The 14,395-nt window shown below is 37.2% G+C and carries 19 protein-coding genes and 1 tRNA gene; 12 read left to right on the forward strand and 8 right to left on the reverse strand.

The genetic code is table 11. The features are described 5' to 3' along the window. The first annotated feature begins 77 nt into the window (after positions 1 to 77). Positions 78 to 152 (forward strand) — tRNA-Gln (locus tag HMPREF2644_RS04405). 148 nt (positions 153 to 300) lie between these two features. On the opposite strand, the gene rplY is transcribed toward HMPREF2644_RS04405, so the two are convergent. Next, the gene (rplY, locus tag HMPREF2644_RS04410; RefSeq protein ID WP_005660520.1) at positions 301 to 588 is read right to left on the reverse strand and encodes a 50S ribosomal protein L25; all 288 of its coding nucleotides are present in this window, start codon (positions 586 to 588) and stop codon (positions 301 to 303) included. 218 nt (positions 589 to 806) lie between these two features. Here rplY and HMPREF2644_RS04415 point away from each other — a divergent pair, with 218 nt between their 5' ends. Further along, the gene (locus HMPREF2644_RS04415; RefSeq protein WP_005686571.1) at positions 807 to 1,412 is read left to right on the forward strand and encodes a DedA family protein; all 606 of its coding nucleotides are present in this window, start codon (positions 807 to 809) and stop codon (positions 1,410 to 1,412) included. A gap of 46 nt (positions 1,413 to 1,458) precedes the next feature. Here the strand turns inward: HMPREF2644_RS04415 and HMPREF2644_RS04420 are convergent, their stop codons facing one another. Next, complete coding sequence (locus HMPREF2644_RS04420) at positions 1,459 to 1,875, reverse strand: Z-ring associated ZapG family protein (RefSeq protein WP_005686573.1); 417 nt, start codon at positions 1,873 to 1,875, stop codon at positions 1,459 to 1,461. A 30-nt stretch (positions 1,876 to 1,905) separates the two neighbouring features. Continuing rightward, positions 1,906 to 2,256, reverse strand: a complete 351-nt coding sequence (locus tag HMPREF2644_RS04425; protein ID WP_005686574.1) for a RidA family protein — start codon at positions 2,254 to 2,256, stop codon at positions 1,906 to 1,908. 111 nt (positions 2,257 to 2,367) lie between these two features. Between HMPREF2644_RS04425 and HMPREF2644_RS04430 the strand changes: the two genes are divergently transcribed. Continuing rightward, complete coding sequence (locus HMPREF2644_RS04430) at positions 2,368 to 3,084, forward strand: YwiC-like family protein (RefSeq protein WP_011272458.1); 717 nt, start codon at positions 2,368 to 2,370, stop codon at positions 3,082 to 3,084. After that, the gene (locus HMPREF2644_RS04435) at positions 3,085 to 3,627 is read left to right on the forward strand and encodes a tetratricopeptide repeat protein (RefSeq protein ID WP_005686578.1); all 543 of its coding nucleotides are present in this window, start codon (positions 3,085 to 3,087) and stop codon (positions 3,625 to 3,627) included. A 14-nt stretch (positions 3,628 to 3,641) separates the two neighbouring features. Here the strand turns inward: HMPREF2644_RS04435 and HMPREF2644_RS04440 are convergent, their stop codons facing one another. Then, positions 3,642 to 4,049: a Cd(II)/Pb(II)-responsive transcriptional regulator gene (locus tag HMPREF2644_RS04440; RefSeq protein WP_005686580.1), complete on the reverse strand. Its 408-nt coding sequence runs from the start codon at positions 4,047 to 4,049 to the stop codon at positions 3,642 to 3,644. 89 nt (positions 4,050 to 4,138) lie between these two features. Between HMPREF2644_RS04440 and HMPREF2644_RS04445 the strand changes: the two genes are divergently transcribed. Genes HMPREF2644_RS04445 through HMPREF2644_RS04465 form a run of 5 tightly spaced genes read left to right on the forward strand, consistent with a single transcriptional unit; the run spans position 4,139 to position 7,203 of the window. Beyond that, a complete protein-coding gene (locus tag HMPREF2644_RS04445; protein WP_005671602.1) occupies positions 4,139 to 4,822 on the forward strand; it encodes a DUF4198 domain-containing protein in 684 nt (227 codons plus the stop codon). A gap of 12 nt (positions 4,823 to 4,834) precedes the next feature. Continuing rightward, a complete protein-coding gene (locus HMPREF2644_RS04450; RefSeq protein ID WP_005686582.1) occupies positions 4,835 to 5,323 on the forward strand; it encodes a hypothetical protein in 489 nt (162 codons plus the stop codon). Further along, positions 5,323 to 5,943: a cobalt transporter CbiM gene (gene cbiM, locus HMPREF2644_RS04455; RefSeq protein WP_011272460.1), complete on the forward strand. Its 621-nt coding sequence runs from the start codon at positions 5,323 to 5,325 to the stop codon at positions 5,941 to 5,943. The genes HMPREF2644_RS04450 and cbiM overlap by 1 nt, the downstream gene beginning before the upstream one ends. Continuing rightward, positions 5,943 to 6,575 (forward strand): energy-coupling factor transporter transmembrane component T family protein, encoded by a 633-nt coding sequence (locus HMPREF2644_RS04460; protein WP_011272461.1) that lies wholly within the window; start codon positions 5,943 to 5,945, stop codon positions 6,573 to 6,575. The genes cbiM and HMPREF2644_RS04460 overlap by 1 nt, the downstream gene beginning before the upstream one ends. Position 6,576: 1 nt before the next feature. Further along, positions 6,577 to 7,203, forward strand: a complete 627-nt coding sequence (locus HMPREF2644_RS04465; protein WP_011272462.1) for an energy-coupling factor ABC transporter ATP-binding protein — start codon at positions 6,577 to 6,579, stop codon at positions 7,201 to 7,203. A 106-nt stretch (positions 7,204 to 7,309) separates the two neighbouring features. Here the strand turns inward: HMPREF2644_RS04465 and HMPREF2644_RS04470 are convergent, their stop codons facing one another. The 3 genes from HMPREF2644_RS04470 to purE all read right to left on the reverse strand — a co-directional run bounded on the left by HMPREF2644_RS04470 (position 7,310) and on the right by purE (position 10,292). Continuing rightward, complete coding sequence (locus tag HMPREF2644_RS04470) at positions 7,310 to 8,500, reverse strand: amino acid aminotransferase (RefSeq protein WP_005657030.1); 1,191 nt, start codon at positions 8,498 to 8,500, stop codon at positions 7,310 to 7,312. Positions 8,501 to 8,639: 139 nt separating this feature from the next. Continuing rightward, on the reverse strand, positions 8,640 to 9,728 hold the full coding sequence (gene purK, locus HMPREF2644_RS04475) for a 5-(carboxyamino)imidazole ribonucleotide synthase (RefSeq protein ID WP_005686592.1): 1,089 nt from the start codon (positions 9,726 to 9,728) through the stop codon (positions 8,640 to 8,642). 69 nt (positions 9,729 to 9,797) lie between these two features. Next, positions 9,798 to 10,292: a 5-(carboxyamino)imidazole ribonucleotide mutase gene (gene purE, locus HMPREF2644_RS04480; RefSeq protein ID WP_005653194.1), complete on the reverse strand. Its 495-nt coding sequence runs from the start codon at positions 10,290 to 10,292 to the stop codon at positions 9,798 to 9,800. Positions 10,293 to 10,462: 170 nt separating this feature from the next. Here purE and HMPREF2644_RS04485 point away from each other — a divergent pair, with 170 nt between their 5' ends. Genes HMPREF2644_RS04485 through pepN form a run of 3 tightly spaced genes read left to right on the forward strand, consistent with a single transcriptional unit; the run spans position 10,463 to position 13,705 of the window. Next, a complete protein-coding gene (locus HMPREF2644_RS04485; RefSeq protein ID WP_005653200.1) occupies positions 10,463 to 10,711 on the forward strand; it encodes a type II toxin-antitoxin system HicA family toxin in 249 nt (82 codons plus the stop codon). Then, complete coding sequence (locus tag HMPREF2644_RS04490; RefSeq protein ID WP_005653201.1) at positions 10,708 to 11,052, forward strand: type II toxin-antitoxin system HicB family antitoxin; 345 nt, start codon at positions 10,708 to 10,710, stop codon at positions 11,050 to 11,052. Before HMPREF2644_RS04485 ends, HMPREF2644_RS04490 begins: the two co-directional genes overlap by 4 nt. Before the next feature lie 43 nt (positions 11,053 to 11,095). Then, positions 11,096 to 13,705, forward strand: coding sequence for an aminopeptidase N (gene pepN / locus HMPREF2644_RS04495; protein WP_011272463.1), 2,610 nt, complete (start codon positions 11,096 to 11,098; stop codon positions 13,703 to 13,705). A gap of 71 nt (positions 13,706 to 13,776) precedes the next feature. On the opposite strand, the gene ribE is transcribed toward pepN, so the two are convergent. Further along, a complete protein-coding gene (ribE, locus tag HMPREF2644_RS04500) occupies positions 13,777 to 14,391 on the reverse strand; it encodes a riboflavin synthase (protein ID WP_005657019.1) in 615 nt (204 codons plus the stop codon). Positions 14,392 to 14,395 lie beyond the last annotated feature (4 nt).

Genomic DNA, 14,395 nt, shown 5'->3' on the forward strand with positions numbered 1-14,395 from the left:
TCCTAGGTTCGAATCCTAGTACCCCAGCCATACTATCAAAAAAGTCTTCTTTATATCTAATCAAAGATTTATCTAATTGGGGTATCGCCAAGCGGTAAGGCACTGGGTTTTGATCTCAGCATTCCTAGGTTCGAATCCTAGTACCCCAGCCATATTTTCAATATCTTCGTAATAACTTGCAAAAATCGTTATTTGATAAAAAATTAAAGTTTAGGTATTTATTGGGAAATAATTAAAATACTCAGAACAAAAAAGCTAAGATTGATCTCTTAGCTTTTTTACTTTGTTCAAACTTGTGAATTACGCGCGTTTGAAGTCAATGTGAACCAATTTTGGTTTGAATGGGTGACGTTGCATTGCTTGTACTTTAACTGCAACTTCTTTACCACCGATCACTAAAGTAATCACTTCAGAATAGAAAGATTCGTGTGCTTGCGCGTTGTTTAATTCATCGTGGTTTAAGATGATTGAAACGGGCTCTTCGCTGCCACCATAAACGATTGCAGGGATTTGACCATTGTTACGCAGGCGGCGGCTCGCACCCTTACCTTGCGCTGTACGAACTTCAGCGTTAAATTTAAATGCCATTTTTATGTTCTCTTGAAATTAAATGTTAAAAGAAAGAAAATCGCAGGCGACCCAGCAATTTTCCTAAAAACCGCTCAAAGACAAGCCTTGAGAGCCGTGGATTATAGAATATCCTTATTTTCAAATCAAACTTTTTTCTAGGCTTTTTGATTTGAAAAGATTAAAATGTGAACCAATTTTTTATCACATCTATTAATATAATAAAAAAGCAGGAACAAATGGAATTTTTAATTGGATTTTTTACTGAATATGGTTATTGGGCTGTTCTTTTTGTTTTAATTATTTGTGGATTTGGTGTGCCGATTCCAGAAGATATCACGTTAGTTTCTGGCGGTGTCATTGCGGGGCTTTATCCAGAAAATGTCAATTCTCATTTGATGTTGCTGGTTAGTATGATTGGTGTGCTTGCTGGCGATTCCTGTATGTATTGGCTTGGTCGAATTTATGGCACGAAAATTTTACGTTTCCGACCAATACGTAGAATCGTAACATTACAGCGTTTAAGAATTGTGCGTGAAAAATTCAGTCAATATGGCAATCGAGTACTGTTTGTTGCACGATTTTTACCCGGTTTACGTGCTCCAATTTATATGGTATCAGGTATTACACGCCGTGTAAGTTATGTTCGTTTTGTTTTAATAGATTTCTGTGCTGCGATTATTTCTGTACCTATTTGGATTTATCTTGGGGAATTGGGGGCTAAAAATTTAGATTGGCTACATACACAAATTCAAAAAGGTCAAATTGTGATTTATATATTTGTTGGGTTACTTGTACTATTCTTTTTTTGGAAATGGAAAAAATCTAAAAAATCAACGCAATAATAGAATAATAAACGGCTAAAAATATTTCTATTTTTAGCCGCACTTTTTAATTTTCTTCTTTATTTTCTTCTTTATTTTCTTTAAATAAGCCTGATGCACCATCCGAATAATCTCTAGGCTGTTCATTTTGAGATTTATCTGTTGCAGTAATTAACTGTTGGGTGAATAAACCTTTGTGATCTTTTTCGCCCAGTAAATTATTGGAGGAAGTTGCGTAGTGGCGATAAAGTTTTTGATAATCGTTAATTAAGGTTTTGAATAACTCAGCACTTTCTGCAAAATGTTTTTCGATTTGCGCCTTTTGTGTATCAAGCTGGGTTTTGACTGTTTTTAATTCAGCCTCTGTTTTAGCTTGATGTTTTACCGAGCCTTTGGTTAAACGCACAATAATGTAACCAATAAATAACCCAACAATAAAAGCGATACCAATTGCTACCCAAATTTCATTTGTCCAATTTTCCATAATATTCTCCTGTTTATTCGGCTTAAAAAACTAACAAGTTGCAATAATAACAATTTCAACTTTCCAACGAGGATCCGCTAATTTAGCTTCCACTGTCGCTCGACTTGGTGGGCTAACATGATCGACCCATTCATCCCAAGCTTGATTTAATTGAACATAATCTTGCATATCTGCCAAGAAAATTTGCGCAGTTAAAATATTGCTTTTATTGGAGCCAATTTCTGCTAACAATTTATCAATTAAACCTAATACTTCTTTGGTTTGTTCGTAGGTATTTTGCTCGATGGTTAATTCTGGAACTTGCCCTGCAAAATAGGCGAGGTTGTTATGAATTGAAACTTCACTTAAACGTGCATTGGGTAAAATGCGTTGAATTGTCATAGGGTTCTCCTTTGGGGTGTTTTCTTCTATTCTAAATAGCCTTTACTGCTTTGTAAAATCCTCTTTACTAGGCTAAAATATCCGACAATTATTCTCAATTATTTAATTATTATGAAACTGCTTATCTCTAATCAGCACGGTGCTATTGTTATGGCACTACTGCCTTTTATTTATGGTATGTTGCTTGCTAATCCAGTATGGGCGCACATGTTTTTATTATTAGGATGGTTTTCGCTTTATTTGATGACTTATCCTTTTTTGAATTTGTTTAAAGGTAAAAATCTTGAGTTATATAAAAAATGGTCTGTGATTTATTTTGCTGCCGCCGTGATTTTTGCGATTCCCGCGTTAATTTATAATTGGCAGGTGTTGTATTTTATGTTTGCCATGTTACCGTTTGTTGCGGTGAATATTTATTTCACCAAGAAAAAAGATGAGCGCAATTTATGGAATGACTTGGCAGGGATCTTAATTTTTGCCCTAGCTGGAATGGGATCCTATTACTTTTCTGACCGCACTTTTGATGAAAAAATACTTTGGGTGGCGATTTATCCAACATTATTTTTTATTGGAACAACACTTTATGTAAAATCAATGATGCGTGAACGAAAAAATCCACGTTATTTTTGGGCATCAGTGATTTTTCACTTATTATGTGTGCTGATTTTTGTGGTTTCGCAACAATTTATTTTAGCATTAGCTTTTGTGCCTGGATTAGTGCGAGCGGTTTATCTGCCCACTAAAAAGCTTTCTGTTATGCAAGTTGGACTAACAGAATTTGCGATTACTGCCGTATTTTTTATTTTACTTTTAGTAGCAACCTTGTAAATGAAACTGAAGTTATTTTTTCATATAGTATTACTTTGTTTTAGTTTGCCTGTTTGGGCGATGAAAACCATTGATATTACAGCGAATTCGAAAATGGATGATCAAGCAAGAATGAATTTGGCGCAAGAGTTTGCCAATAAACAGCAATGGAGCTCTGTTTTCGATATCATGTATCCGATGGCGTTAGAGGGAAACACCACTGCTCAAAGCAATCTAGGTATGTTATATAACCTTGGGCGTGGCACGGTGAGAGACTATGAAAAGGCTTATTGGTGGTTTAGCGAAGCGGCAGAGAAGGGTAGTGTGAAAGGGCTAAATAACCTTGGCGTTATGTATCTACGTGGCGATTACGTCAAACAAAATACAGAGCAAGCCATTAAGCTTTTTGAACGTACAGCTCGAGCTAAAGATACGGATGCGATGATGATGTTAAGTAATATTTATCGCTTACAAAACCAACCTGAAAAATCATTGGAATGGCTGAAAAAAGCAGCTGAATTAGGCAATAAGGAAGCAAAACAGCGTTTATCTAGTCAGCCATAATCTTAAAAGTGCGGCTATTTTAATCGCACAAATTTCACGCCACTATGTTGCAATAGCAATTTCATTGGATCTTCATCATTCGAGACTGTTTTTTCACGTAATTCAATTAATTTCATCCGTAAATGGGCGAGTTCGTGAATCCTTGTTGCCACCTCTTTAATGTGTTTATCTAACACACGATTAATTTCTTCTGCTTGTTGTTTGGAGGCATTTTCTAAATTCAGTAGGCTTTTTATTTCACTTAATGAAATATCTAAATTTCGGCAGTTACAAATAAATGATAAACGTTGCAAGTGTTCTTCATTATATTGCCGAAAATTGCCTAAAGTACGTTTTGGGGGCGGGATTAAACCTTGTTGTTCATAATAACGGATGGTTTCTACGGTACAGCCTAGGGCTTTAGCAAGTGCTCCAATTTTCATCAATTTCCTTAAAAAATGACTTGATTCTAAAGTTACTTCATATTTTATCATACGCCTAGATTTTCTTAAACAAACAAGGAGTATCCAAAATGGAATTGAAAAAAATCGCTGTAGGATTAACCGCACTTTTAGGTATGTCTGTTGCTAACGCACATAATGTTTGGCTTGAGCCTGCTTCATCGCAAGATGAATACGTAGTGAAATTTGGACATGAACAAACTGAAACCTATCCAGAATCTAAACTTAAATCTATCCAAGCCTTAAATGCGCAAGGCAAATTAACTGCTGTTGATTACCAATTCAGAAATGGCGAAGCCTATCTTATGCCTAAATCAGATTTAGTTTTCGTTCATTTCGATAATGGTGTATGGTCAAAATTACCAAGCGGTAAATACGTTGAAAAAACAAAACGTGAAGAACCAACAGCAGAATTTAGTACTAATCCTGTTAAATTTGGTAAAGCGATTTTGAAATGGGATGCTGAATCTTTCAAATCTCATCAACAAGCATACGAATTGATTCCTCAAGAAAAAGCACAAGCGAATAAACCACTTTCTATCCTTGTTTTACATAATGGTAAACCAGTTCAAGGCATTAAAGTGGGTGTGAGTGAAGATGCACCGTTCAATTTAACTAATGAAAAAGGTATCGCTCAATTTACCCCAACTAAAGGCTTCAACAAAGTATGGGCAGAGTTTGAGGAAAAAGTAACAAATAATGCAGATTACGATCGTCGAACTGTGGAATATATGCTAACTTTTGACGCGCAATAATATGGATTTGGGATGAAAAAATTTGCTTTTTTAACCGCACTTTTTGCGGCTTGCTATCTCCCGAATGCTTATGCCCACGCGCTTTATGTGTTTGCCCAATATGATGGGCAAACACTTTCTGGCAAATCCTATTATTCTGATATGACCCCAGCAGCTGAAACTTATTTAGAAGTTTTCCGCTCAGGTGTTTCTGATCCCGTTTTAACTGGAAAAACAGACCGCCAAGGTGCATTTAAGCTTTCTATTGCTGATGTACCACATACAACCTTAAAAGTTGTGGTGGAAGGCGATGAAGGACACCGTGCGTCCGTTGTTGCTGCTGCTCATACGTCTGCCGAAAATCAAAGCAGTGCAGATTTAATGCTGCTTCGTGAAGATATTGCGCATTTAAAAGATAAAATTTATTTGCATGATATTTTAGGTGGAATCGGTTATATCGTTGGTATTGCTGGACTTATTGCTTTACGTAATGCGCGTAAAATTAAACAAGGACGTATTTAATGCATTTATCTGAAGGCGTGTTACATACGCCTATTTTATTAGCTGGTGCAGTGCTTGCTGTTGCGGGCATTGCTGTGGGGGTACGTCGTTTAGAATCAGAACGTTTACCGCTCACCGCACTTTTTGCCGCTGCATTTTTTGTGGCAGGAACCATTCATGTGCCTGTAGGAATTGGTAGCGTGCATTTAATTTTAAATGGCATGGCTGGTTTATTTCTTGGGTGGGCCGTTTTTCCAGCATTCCTCATCGCACTTTTATTGCAAGTCATTTTCTTTTCTTTTGGTGGATTTGCCGTGTTAGGTGTCAATCTTTGCGTGATGGCAATACCAGCTGTGATCGCTTATTATCTTTTCCGTTCTCGTTTACAGCCACAAATGGCATTAAAAGATCGCTTATTAGTCGGTATTGGTGCTGGCGTAATTGGCGTTGGCGGAGCAGGCGTGCTTGCTTCTTTTGTGCTGATGTTAGATGGTGGTAAAAGTTATCTGAATCTTGTTTGGCTCTTGCTAGTCTCTCATATTCCAGTATTTGTTTTGGATAGTATTATCAGCGTAGGGGTGATTACCTTGCTTGGTAAAATGTATCCTGAAGTCATGAATCGTACCGAGAATTTCTCTTAATGAAAATTCATCGCTTATTTCAACCGCACTTTAGGTTGATTTATCTGTTTATCTGGGGGCTAATCATTAGTGGATTGAGTGATCTTACTTGGCTTATCTCCCTTAATGTGCTTGCAGTTTCTCTCTTTTTTATTTCACTGCAGCTCAGTCAAAAATCTTTTTTGCCTTATCTTAAACGTTGGTTTGCTTTAGTCATTTTTATTGCTTTAATGTGGGCGGCATTAAGTTGGCAAATTGGAGAAAATGGCATTGAACTCAATTTTCAAGGCATTGAATTAGCAGAAAAATTGAGTTTGCGGACTCATTTATTGTTGATTTCTCTTTGGCTTTTTTTGTGGAATATTAATGATGCAGTACTTGTTCAAGCCATTGGTAAATTGCCTTTGCCAGAAAAATTAATTCAACTTTTTGTGCTGACCGTACGTTACATTGCACTGCTTGGCGAACTGCGTCAAAAAATGGATATTGCCATGCGAGCTCGTGGATTTCGTCCTGGGCTTAATCGCCGAACCCTTTATGTGACGGCTCAAAGTGTCGCTTTATTATTGATCCATGCCCTATTAAAAGCCGAAACGGCGCAAATGGCGTTAAAATGTCGTGGTTTTCAGTTTGGCAAAAAGAGAGAAAAATAATATGTTAGCTGTAAATAATCTTTGTATAGAACGCAATGGTAGAGCGATTATTCAAGATTTGAGTTTTACCTTGGAAGGTCAAAAACGCCTCTTCGTACAAGGGGAAATTGGTTCAGGAAAAACCACTTTACTGCTTGCTTTGTTGGGATTTGTTCCTGTAACCAAAGGGGAAATTAAATTATTTGGCAAAGTTTGTCGTGAAGAAAAAGATTTTGCGCCCTTTCGTGGCACGATTGGTATTTGTTTTCAAAATGCCGATGATCAACTTTTTGGCCCAACAGTGTTGGATGATGTTGCCTTCGGGCCATTAAACCAAAATATGCCCAGAGAGCAGGCGTATCATATCGCAGAGCAGCAATTAGAACGTCTTGGTATCACAGGTTTAAAAGATCGTATGGTGCATACCCTATCTGGTGGTGAGAAAAATTTCACGGCACTTGCTGGTGTCTTAGCGATGCAGCCAAAAATTTTATTATTAGATGAACCCACCAATGGATTAGATCGAAAAAATACTGAAAAATTGACCGCACTTTTGCGTGAGCTTTCCTTACCCATGTTGATTTCATCCCATCATCATGGATTTATTAACGAATTAGCCACAGAAATTATTAGATTTACCAACAAATGAACCATTGCCGAGAATTTGTTAATGATTAAATAAAATTAAAGCCTTGATAATCAAGGCTTTATTTTTTACTTACAATATTTTAGAGGATATATTATTTCTAACCCTATTAAAGCACTTTCACAATGCTTTCACATAAATAGCGAATATTATCTTCAGTAATACCAGCCACATTGATACGACCAGAACGAACAGCATAAATGGCAAATTCTTCTTTTAAGCGATCCACTTGTTCCCCAGTTAATCCACTGAAAGAGAACATACCGTTTTGTTCAATGATAAAGCTGAAATCTTGTTCCGCACCGTATTCTTTTAATAACTGAACGAATAAATGACGCATTTTTTTGATACGTTCGCGCATTTCAGTTAATTCATTTTCCCACTCTTGGCGAAGTTGAGTGTCATTTAATACTGTTGCTACAGTTGCGCCGCCGTGAGATGCAGGGTTAGAGTAGAGTGTACGAATAATTGATTTCACTTGGGTTAATGCGGTTGATGCAATTTCTGCATTTTCTGCCACAAGAGTAAAGGCACCAACACGTTCATTATATAAACCAAAGTTTTTCGAGAATGAACTCGCTACTAACAATTCTTTGTGGTTTGCCGCAAAAGCACGCAAGCCATAAGCATCTTCATCTAATCCATTGGCTAAACCTTGATAAGCAAAGTCAAAGAGTGGCAACCAGCCGTTTTTCGCCGAAAGTGCGGCTAATTCTTGCCATTGTTCTGGAGTAGGGTCAATACCAGTCGGATTATGGCAACAACCGTGTAAAAGCACCACATCGCCTTCGCTTGCTTGGCTTAAATCTTCAAGTAAATGATCCCAATCAAGGGCTTTGCGTTCAGCATCATAATAACGATATTCACGAATTGTCATACCGACGGCATTGAAAATGGCATTGTGGTTTGGCCAAGTTGGGGTGCTGATCCAAACATTTTGTGCTTTAGTTTGACGTTTAATAAATTCTGCCGCAATGCGTAATGCGCCTGTTCCGCCTAAACTTTGTACTGTTCTTGCACGATTAGATTTGATGACTTCAGAATCTTTACCGAAAAGTAACGCTTTTGTTTGTTCGTTATAATCAGCAATACCATCGATAGTCAGATAATTTTTCGTTTTTTCCTTATCAAATAAGCGTTTTTCTGCTTCTTTCACTGCACGCATAATCGGGGTTGTGCCTTGCGCATCTTTATAAACGCCAATACCCAAGTTAATTTTATTTTCGCGAGTTTCGGATTTGAATGCTTCGCCTAAGCCTAAGATTGGATCGGCTGGTGCCGCTTTAATATGTTCAAACATAGCTTTTCCTTATGTATCAGTTGTGTGATGGATAATTTTATACTTCAGCCGTTTTATTTTATCAAGAAAGATTTTTATAAAAATTAACCGCACTTTAATATTTTTAAATATTTATCAAAAAGTGCGGTCATTTTTTACATTATTTTAGTTTTTCAATCGCCCAATTTAATCCTGATTGATAATCTTCGGGTAATTCAATTCGGAGCTTTTCTAATTGTTGAATAATGACCGCTTTATTAGGATGAGAAAGATTGATATGCCCAACCTTACGCCCAGCCCTCACTTCTTTACCGTACCAATGAAGTTGTGCAAAAGGTATATTAAGCCATTTTGGATTATGGTTTGTGCCGATTAAATTTACCATTACACTTGGGGCAAAAATTTGTAAGTCAGGTGTTGGCAAATCAAGTAGCGTGCGTAAATGTAATTCAAATTGACTAATAGCACATCCCAGTTGTGTCCAATGTCCACTGTTATGTACGCGAGGCGCAAGTTCGTTAATTAGTAATTTGTCGCCTACAACAAAACATTCCATTGCCATCACACCCACATAGCCTAACTTATCCATAATTTTGCCGAGCATTGTTTCAGCTTGTTTTTGTTGTGCGGATTGTTGAGGAAATGCATTATCAATCACACTGTAACGCAAAATACCATTTTGTTGCAGGTTATGCGTAACGGGATAAAAACGCTTTTCGCCATTTTTAAATCTTGCGCCTACAATAGAAACTTCATAATCAAAAGGAATAAATTTTTCTGCGATCACTTCACCAAATAAGTCATCAGTGATGTCCGCTTTGTTTTCATCGCTGATAATCCATTGACCACGCCCATCATATCCGCCTGTTCTACGTTTGACGACGACTTTCTCGCCAACAGTTTGGAAAACATCATTCCATTGCGTTTTATCTTTTAATAAACACCAAGGCGAGGTAGAAAGATTGAGTTCATCAAGCAAGGATTTTTGAGCAAAACGATCGGCTAATAATCCAAATACATGTTGATTAACGAAGTTTTTATGATTGCCGAGTAATTCAGTCAAAGGTGTTTTTTCCCAGCGTTCAATTTCTGCCGTGATGATCGCATTTTCAGGTAAGTCAAAAACTGGCGCATTGAAGGCTAAGGGTTCAACATAAATATCTAAAGGTGCACCAGCGTAACCTAACATTCTGCCGAGTTGTCCGTTGCCAAGTACATAAACCGTTGGGTATAAGGTGGAGTTTTGCATAATATTTCTCGTTAAATTTACGAAAAAAACAACCGCACTTTAAAAGTGCGGTCAGATCTGAAGATATTTTTATGTGCGTGGATCGGGATTATCAAGCACATTACTCGTTTGGCTTTCACGGAAAGATTGCAAGCGTGAAAGCAATTCTGCATCCCAACTTGCTAGAATTTGTGCGGCTAACAATCCAGCATTTGCCGCACCCGCAGGGCCAATAGCCAATGTTCCGACTGGGATTCCTTTTGGCATTTGCACAATTGAATAAAGGCTATCTACGCCACTTAACATAGAACTTTTTACTGGCACACCCAGCACAGGCACAAGGGTTTTGGCTGCGATCATGCCGGGTAAATGTGCCGCACCGCCAGCCCCAGCAATAATTACTTTATAGCCATTTTTTTGTGCATTTTCAGCAAATTCAAAAAGTTTATCAGGCGTACGATGAGCAGAGACGATTTCCACATGATAAGGTACTTTTAATTCATCTAAAATCTGAGTTGCCTCTTGCATGGTAGCCCAATCGCTTTTGGAACCCATCACAACAGCAATTTGTGCAGTTTTTGACATGCTATTTTCTCAATTTTCTAATTAAAAAGGTGGCGTAGAATAGCATAGATTACATATATTGAGCAAACGTTTGCTATTTATGTAAGTATTAATGGGGATTATTTTATAATTATTTGATTTTTAAATTTTAGTAACTATACTTGATACCAAATTAATGGGCGATAGTTTATATGGGACGAACTGAAAAATTATTAGATAAGCTCGCACAATCAAAATCTACATTTAATTGGAATGAATTAGTTTCTTTGTTAGCTCAACAAGGTTATGAAAAGCGAGAAATGGCAGGCTCTCGAGTGAGATTTTATAATAGAACACTCGAACATACGATTTTGTTACACAAGCCTCACCCTGAAAATTATATTAAAGGTGGTGCTTTAAAGTCAGTGAAAGAATCATTAAAACAGGTAGGTATTCTATGAAGTTATTAAATTATAAAGGTTATGTTGGCACGATTGAGGCGGATTTAGAAAACAATATATTGTTTGGCAAACTTGCTTACATTCGTGATTTAGTGACTTACGAAGCAGAGTCATTATCTGAGCTAGAAAAAGAATTTCGTCAATCTGTTGATTTATATTTACAAGATTGTTTGGAATTAGGTAAAGAACCGAATAAGCCTTTTAAAGGTGTATTTAATGTACGAATTGGCGAGGAATTGCATAGAGAAGCTACGATCATAGCAGGCGATCGTTCTCTTAATGCTTTTGTTACGGAAGCGATTCAAGAAAAAATTTTTCGTGAAAAACCAAGTTTAAGATAACAAAACGTATTTACATTTTCTTTCATCAAAAGTAGGTCAAATTATGTTAGCCAAAGCAAAATATAGAAAAGATTACAAACAACCAGATTTTACGGTCACAGACATTTATTTAGATTTTCAACTTGATCCTAAACATACTGTGGTAACCGCAAGCACAAAATTCCAACGCTTAAATGATGAAGCGACTTCTTTACGTTTAGACGGGCATAGCTTCCAGTTTTCTTCTATTAAATTTAATGGCGAGCCATTTTCTGCTTATCAACAAGATGGCGAGAGTTTAACGCTCGATTTGAAAGGCAAAAGTGCGGAAGAATTTGAACTTGAAATTGTGACTTTCCTTGTGCCAGCTGAAAATACTTCATTACAAGGATTGTATCAGTCTGGCGAGGGTATTTGTACGCAATGTGAGGCGGAAGGTTTCCGTCAAATCACTTATATGCTTGACCGTCCAGATGTATTGGCGTGCTATACAACCAAAATTACGGCGGACAAAAGCAAATATCCATTCTTACTTTCTAATGGCAATCGCATTGCAAGTGGCGAATTAGAAGATGGTCGTCATTGGGTGGAATGGAATGACCCATTCCCAAAACCAAGCTATTTATTTGCTTTAGTGGCAGGGGATTTTGATTTATTACAAGATAAATTTATTACTAAAAGTGGCCGTGAAGTTGCGTTAGAGCTTTATGTGGATCGCGGTAATCTTAACCGTGCAACTTGGGCAATGGAAAGTTTGAAAAAAGCGATGAAATGGGATGAAGATCGCTTTAATTTAGAATACGACTTAGATATTTATATGATCGTCGCTGTCGATTTTTTCAATATGGGTGCAATGGAAAACAAAGGGTTGAATATTTTTAATTCTAAATTTGTATTAGCCAATCCACAAACGGCAACAGATGAGGATTATCTTGCTATTGAAAGTGTGATTGCACACGAATATTTCCATAACTGGACAGGCAATCGTGTGACTTGCCGTGATTGGTTCCAATTAAGTTTGAAAGAAGGCTTAACGGTTTTCCGTGATCAAGAATTTTCTTCAGATACAGGTTCGCGTGCAGTGAATCGCATTAATAATGTGAAATTTTTACGCACTGTGCAATTTGCCGAAGATGCAAGCCCAATGTCACACCCAATTCGCCCTGAAAAAGTGATTGAAATGAATAATTTTTATACCGTAACCGTATATGAAAAAGGGGCAGAAGTGATTCGTATGTTGCATACCTTATTAGGTGAACAAGGCTTCCAAAAAGGGATGCAGCTTTATATTGCTGAAAATGATGGCAAAGCGGCAACCTGTGAAGATTTTGTTTCTGCGATGGAACGTGCAAATAACCTCGATTTAAACCAGTTCCGCCGTTGGTATAGCCAATCGGGTACACCAGAATTATTGATTAGCGATGCTTATGACGAAAAAACGCATACTTATCGTTTAACGGTTTCACAATCCACACCGCCAACCGCAGATCAAATGGAAAAAGTGAATTTACATATTCCATTAAAAATCGCGCTTTATGATGCGAATGGCACGAAACAAATGTTACAACATAATGGCGAATTGTTGAGTGATGTATTAAATGTCACTGAAAAAGACCAAGTCTTTGAATTTCACGGCATTTATGGTCGCCCAATTCCAGCATTATTATGTGATTTTTCTGCGCCAGTAAAACTGGATTATGATTATAAAACGGAACAGTTATTAGGCTTGCTGAAATTTGCAGACAATCAATTTATCCGTTGGGATGCAGCACAAATGCTATTTGCGCAAGAATTACGTCGTAATGTTGTGCGTTTCCAACAAGGCGAGGCACTAGAAATTTCGCCTGAAATTTTGACCGCACTTTCTTATGTTCTGAATAATTACGAGAAAGATATTGAACTGGCAACATTAATTCTCACACTGCCGAAAGAAATGGAATTTGCGGAAGGTTTCAAAACTATCGATCCTGATGGTATTTCAGTCGCAAGAGCATTTATGCAAGCGCAAATTGCAGAATCGTTAAAAGATGATTTCTTGCGTGTTTATACCCATATTCGTCTTGATGATTATCAAGTTACGCAACAAGACATCGCCTTGCGTGCAATGCGTAATCTTTGCTTAACTTATTTGGCTTATACGAATTTGGGTAACAACTTAGTGCAAAAACACTATAATAATGCGAATAATATGACAGATACATTGGCAGCATTAAGTGTTGCAACTAAAGCTGCATTACCTTGCAGAGATGCGTTATTAGCTGATTTTGAACAAAAATGGCAACAGGATGGATTAGTGATGGATAAATGGTTTGCATTACAAGCCACTCGCCCAGATGAAAATGTGTTGGAAATTATTCAGTTATTAATGGATCACCCAAGTTTTAATTTTAATAATCCAAACCGTTTACGTTCATTAGTGGGTAGTTTTGCAAATCACAATTTAAAAGCATTTCACAACGTAAGCGGTTCTGGCTATCGTTTCTTAACGGATGTGTTAATCCGTTTAAATGAAAGTAATCCACAAGTGGCTGCGCGTTTAATCGAGCCATTAATTCGATTTTCTCGCTTTGATGCTCAACGCCAAACGCTGATGAAACGTGCTTTAGAACGCCTAAGCGTTGTAGAAAATCTTTCAAAAGATTTATTTGAAAAAATTGAGAAAGCGTTGCAGTAACACTTGATGATGTGAGAATAGGTTTTATGACTATTCTCACTTTATTCAATTGCTTAATATTTTTAAATGAACTAAAAATTTTTTGACTGCAAATAATTTTCTACAGTATCTACAATAGCTTGCGTTTGAGGATCGATTTCAATATTCACAATATCGCCCACTTTACGTTGCCCCATTAACGTTCTTTGCAAGGTTTCAGGGATTAAATTCACACAGAATTGCGTGCCTTTTACTTCACCAATAGTGAGGCTAATACCATCTACCGCAACAAATCCTTTCGTTAAAATGTATTTCATTACATCTGCGTTTGGGAGCTCGAACCAAATTTGTCGGTTATTTTCACTAGCGATAATATCTGAAATTTTTGCGGTGCAATAAATATGACCAGATAATAAATGTCCGCCAATTTCCGTTCCCATTTGCATAGCACGTTCGATATTCACATAATCGCCCACTTTTATTGTGCCGAGATTTGTAATTTTTAAAGTTTCTTGCATCAGATCAAAGCTAACCAGATCGCCATTGATTTCAGTTACAGTTAAACATACACCGTTATTTGCTATTGATGCGCCAATTTCCAGATCTTTACGCATTTCAGGTAGTAATTTTACCACTTGTGTTCTAAAATTAGCCGTTTCTTTAATGGAGTGGATGGGGGCGGTGCCTTGTACAATTCCAGTAAACATAATT

The organism is Haemophilus sp. HMSC071C11, assembly GCF_001837655.1.
Taxonomy (GTDB): domain Bacteria; phylum Pseudomonadota; class Gammaproteobacteria; order Enterobacterales; family Pasteurellaceae; genus Haemophilus; species Haemophilus influenzae.

What these genes read in the sequence shown, in the direction of transcription:
- rplY (WP_005660520.1), bottom strand. Translation starts at nt 588, where the DNA reads ATGGCATTTAAATTTAACGCTGAAGTTCGTACAGCGCAAGGTAAGGGT.
- HMPREF2644_RS04415 (WP_005686571.1), top strand. Translation starts at nt 807, where the DNA reads ATGGAATTTTTAATTGGATTTTTTACTGAATATGGTTATTGGGCTGTT.
- HMPREF2644_RS04420 (WP_005686573.1), bottom strand. Translation starts at nt 1,875, where the DNA reads ATGGAAAATTGGACAAATGAAATTTGGGTAGCAATTGGTATCGCTTTT.
- HMPREF2644_RS04425 (WP_005686574.1), bottom strand. Translation starts at nt 2,256, where the DNA reads ATGACAATTCAACGCATTTTACCCAATGCACGTTTAAGTGAAGTTTCA.
- HMPREF2644_RS04430 (WP_011272458.1), top strand. Translation starts at nt 2,368, where the DNA reads ATGAAACTGCTTATCTCTAATCAGCACGGTGCTATTGTTATGGCACTA.
- HMPREF2644_RS04435 (WP_005686578.1), top strand. Translation starts at nt 3,085, where the DNA reads ATGAAACTGAAGTTATTTTTTCATATAGTATTACTTTGTTTTAGTTTG.
- HMPREF2644_RS04440 (WP_005686580.1), bottom strand. Translation starts at nt 4,049, where the DNA reads ATGAAAATTGGAGCACTTGCTAAAGCCCTAGGCTGTACCGTAGAAACC.
- HMPREF2644_RS04445 (WP_005671602.1), top strand. Translation starts at nt 4,139, where the DNA reads ATGGAATTGAAAAAAATCGCTGTAGGATTAACCGCACTTTTAGGTATG.
- HMPREF2644_RS04450 (WP_005686582.1), top strand. Translation starts at nt 4,835, where the DNA reads ATGAAAAAATTTGCTTTTTTAACCGCACTTTTTGCGGCTTGCTATCTC.
- cbiM (WP_011272460.1), top strand. Translation starts at nt 5,323, where the DNA reads ATGCATTTATCTGAAGGCGTGTTACATACGCCTATTTTATTAGCTGGT.
- HMPREF2644_RS04460 (WP_011272461.1), top strand. Translation starts at nt 5,943, where the DNA reads ATGAAAATTCATCGCTTATTTCAACCGCACTTTAGGTTGATTTATCTG.
- HMPREF2644_RS04465 (WP_011272462.1), top strand. Translation starts at nt 6,577, where the DNA reads ATGTTAGCTGTAAATAATCTTTGTATAGAACGCAATGGTAGAGCGATT.
- HMPREF2644_RS04470 (WP_005657030.1), bottom strand. Translation starts at nt 8,500, where the DNA reads ATGTTTGAACATATTAAAGCGGCACCAGCCGATCCAATCTTAGGCTTA.
- purK (WP_005686592.1), bottom strand. Translation starts at nt 9,728, where the DNA reads ATGCAAAACTCCACCTTATACCCAACGGTTTATGTACTTGGCAACGGA.
- purE (WP_005653194.1), bottom strand. Translation starts at nt 10,292, where the DNA reads ATGTCAAAAACTGCACAAATTGCTGTTGTGATGGGTTCCAAAAGCGAT.
- HMPREF2644_RS04485 (WP_005653200.1), top strand. Translation starts at nt 10,463, where the DNA reads ATGGGACGAACTGAAAAATTATTAGATAAGCTCGCACAATCAAAATCT.
- HMPREF2644_RS04490 (WP_005653201.1), top strand. Translation starts at nt 10,708, where the DNA reads ATGAAGTTATTAAATTATAAAGGTTATGTTGGCACGATTGAGGCGGAT.
- pepN (WP_011272463.1), top strand. Translation starts at nt 11,096, where the DNA reads ATGTTAGCCAAAGCAAAATATAGAAAAGATTACAAACAACCAGATTTT.
- ribE (WP_005657019.1), bottom strand. Translation starts at nt 14,391, where the DNA reads ATGTTTACTGGAATTGTACAAGGCACCGCCCCCATCCACTCCATTAAA.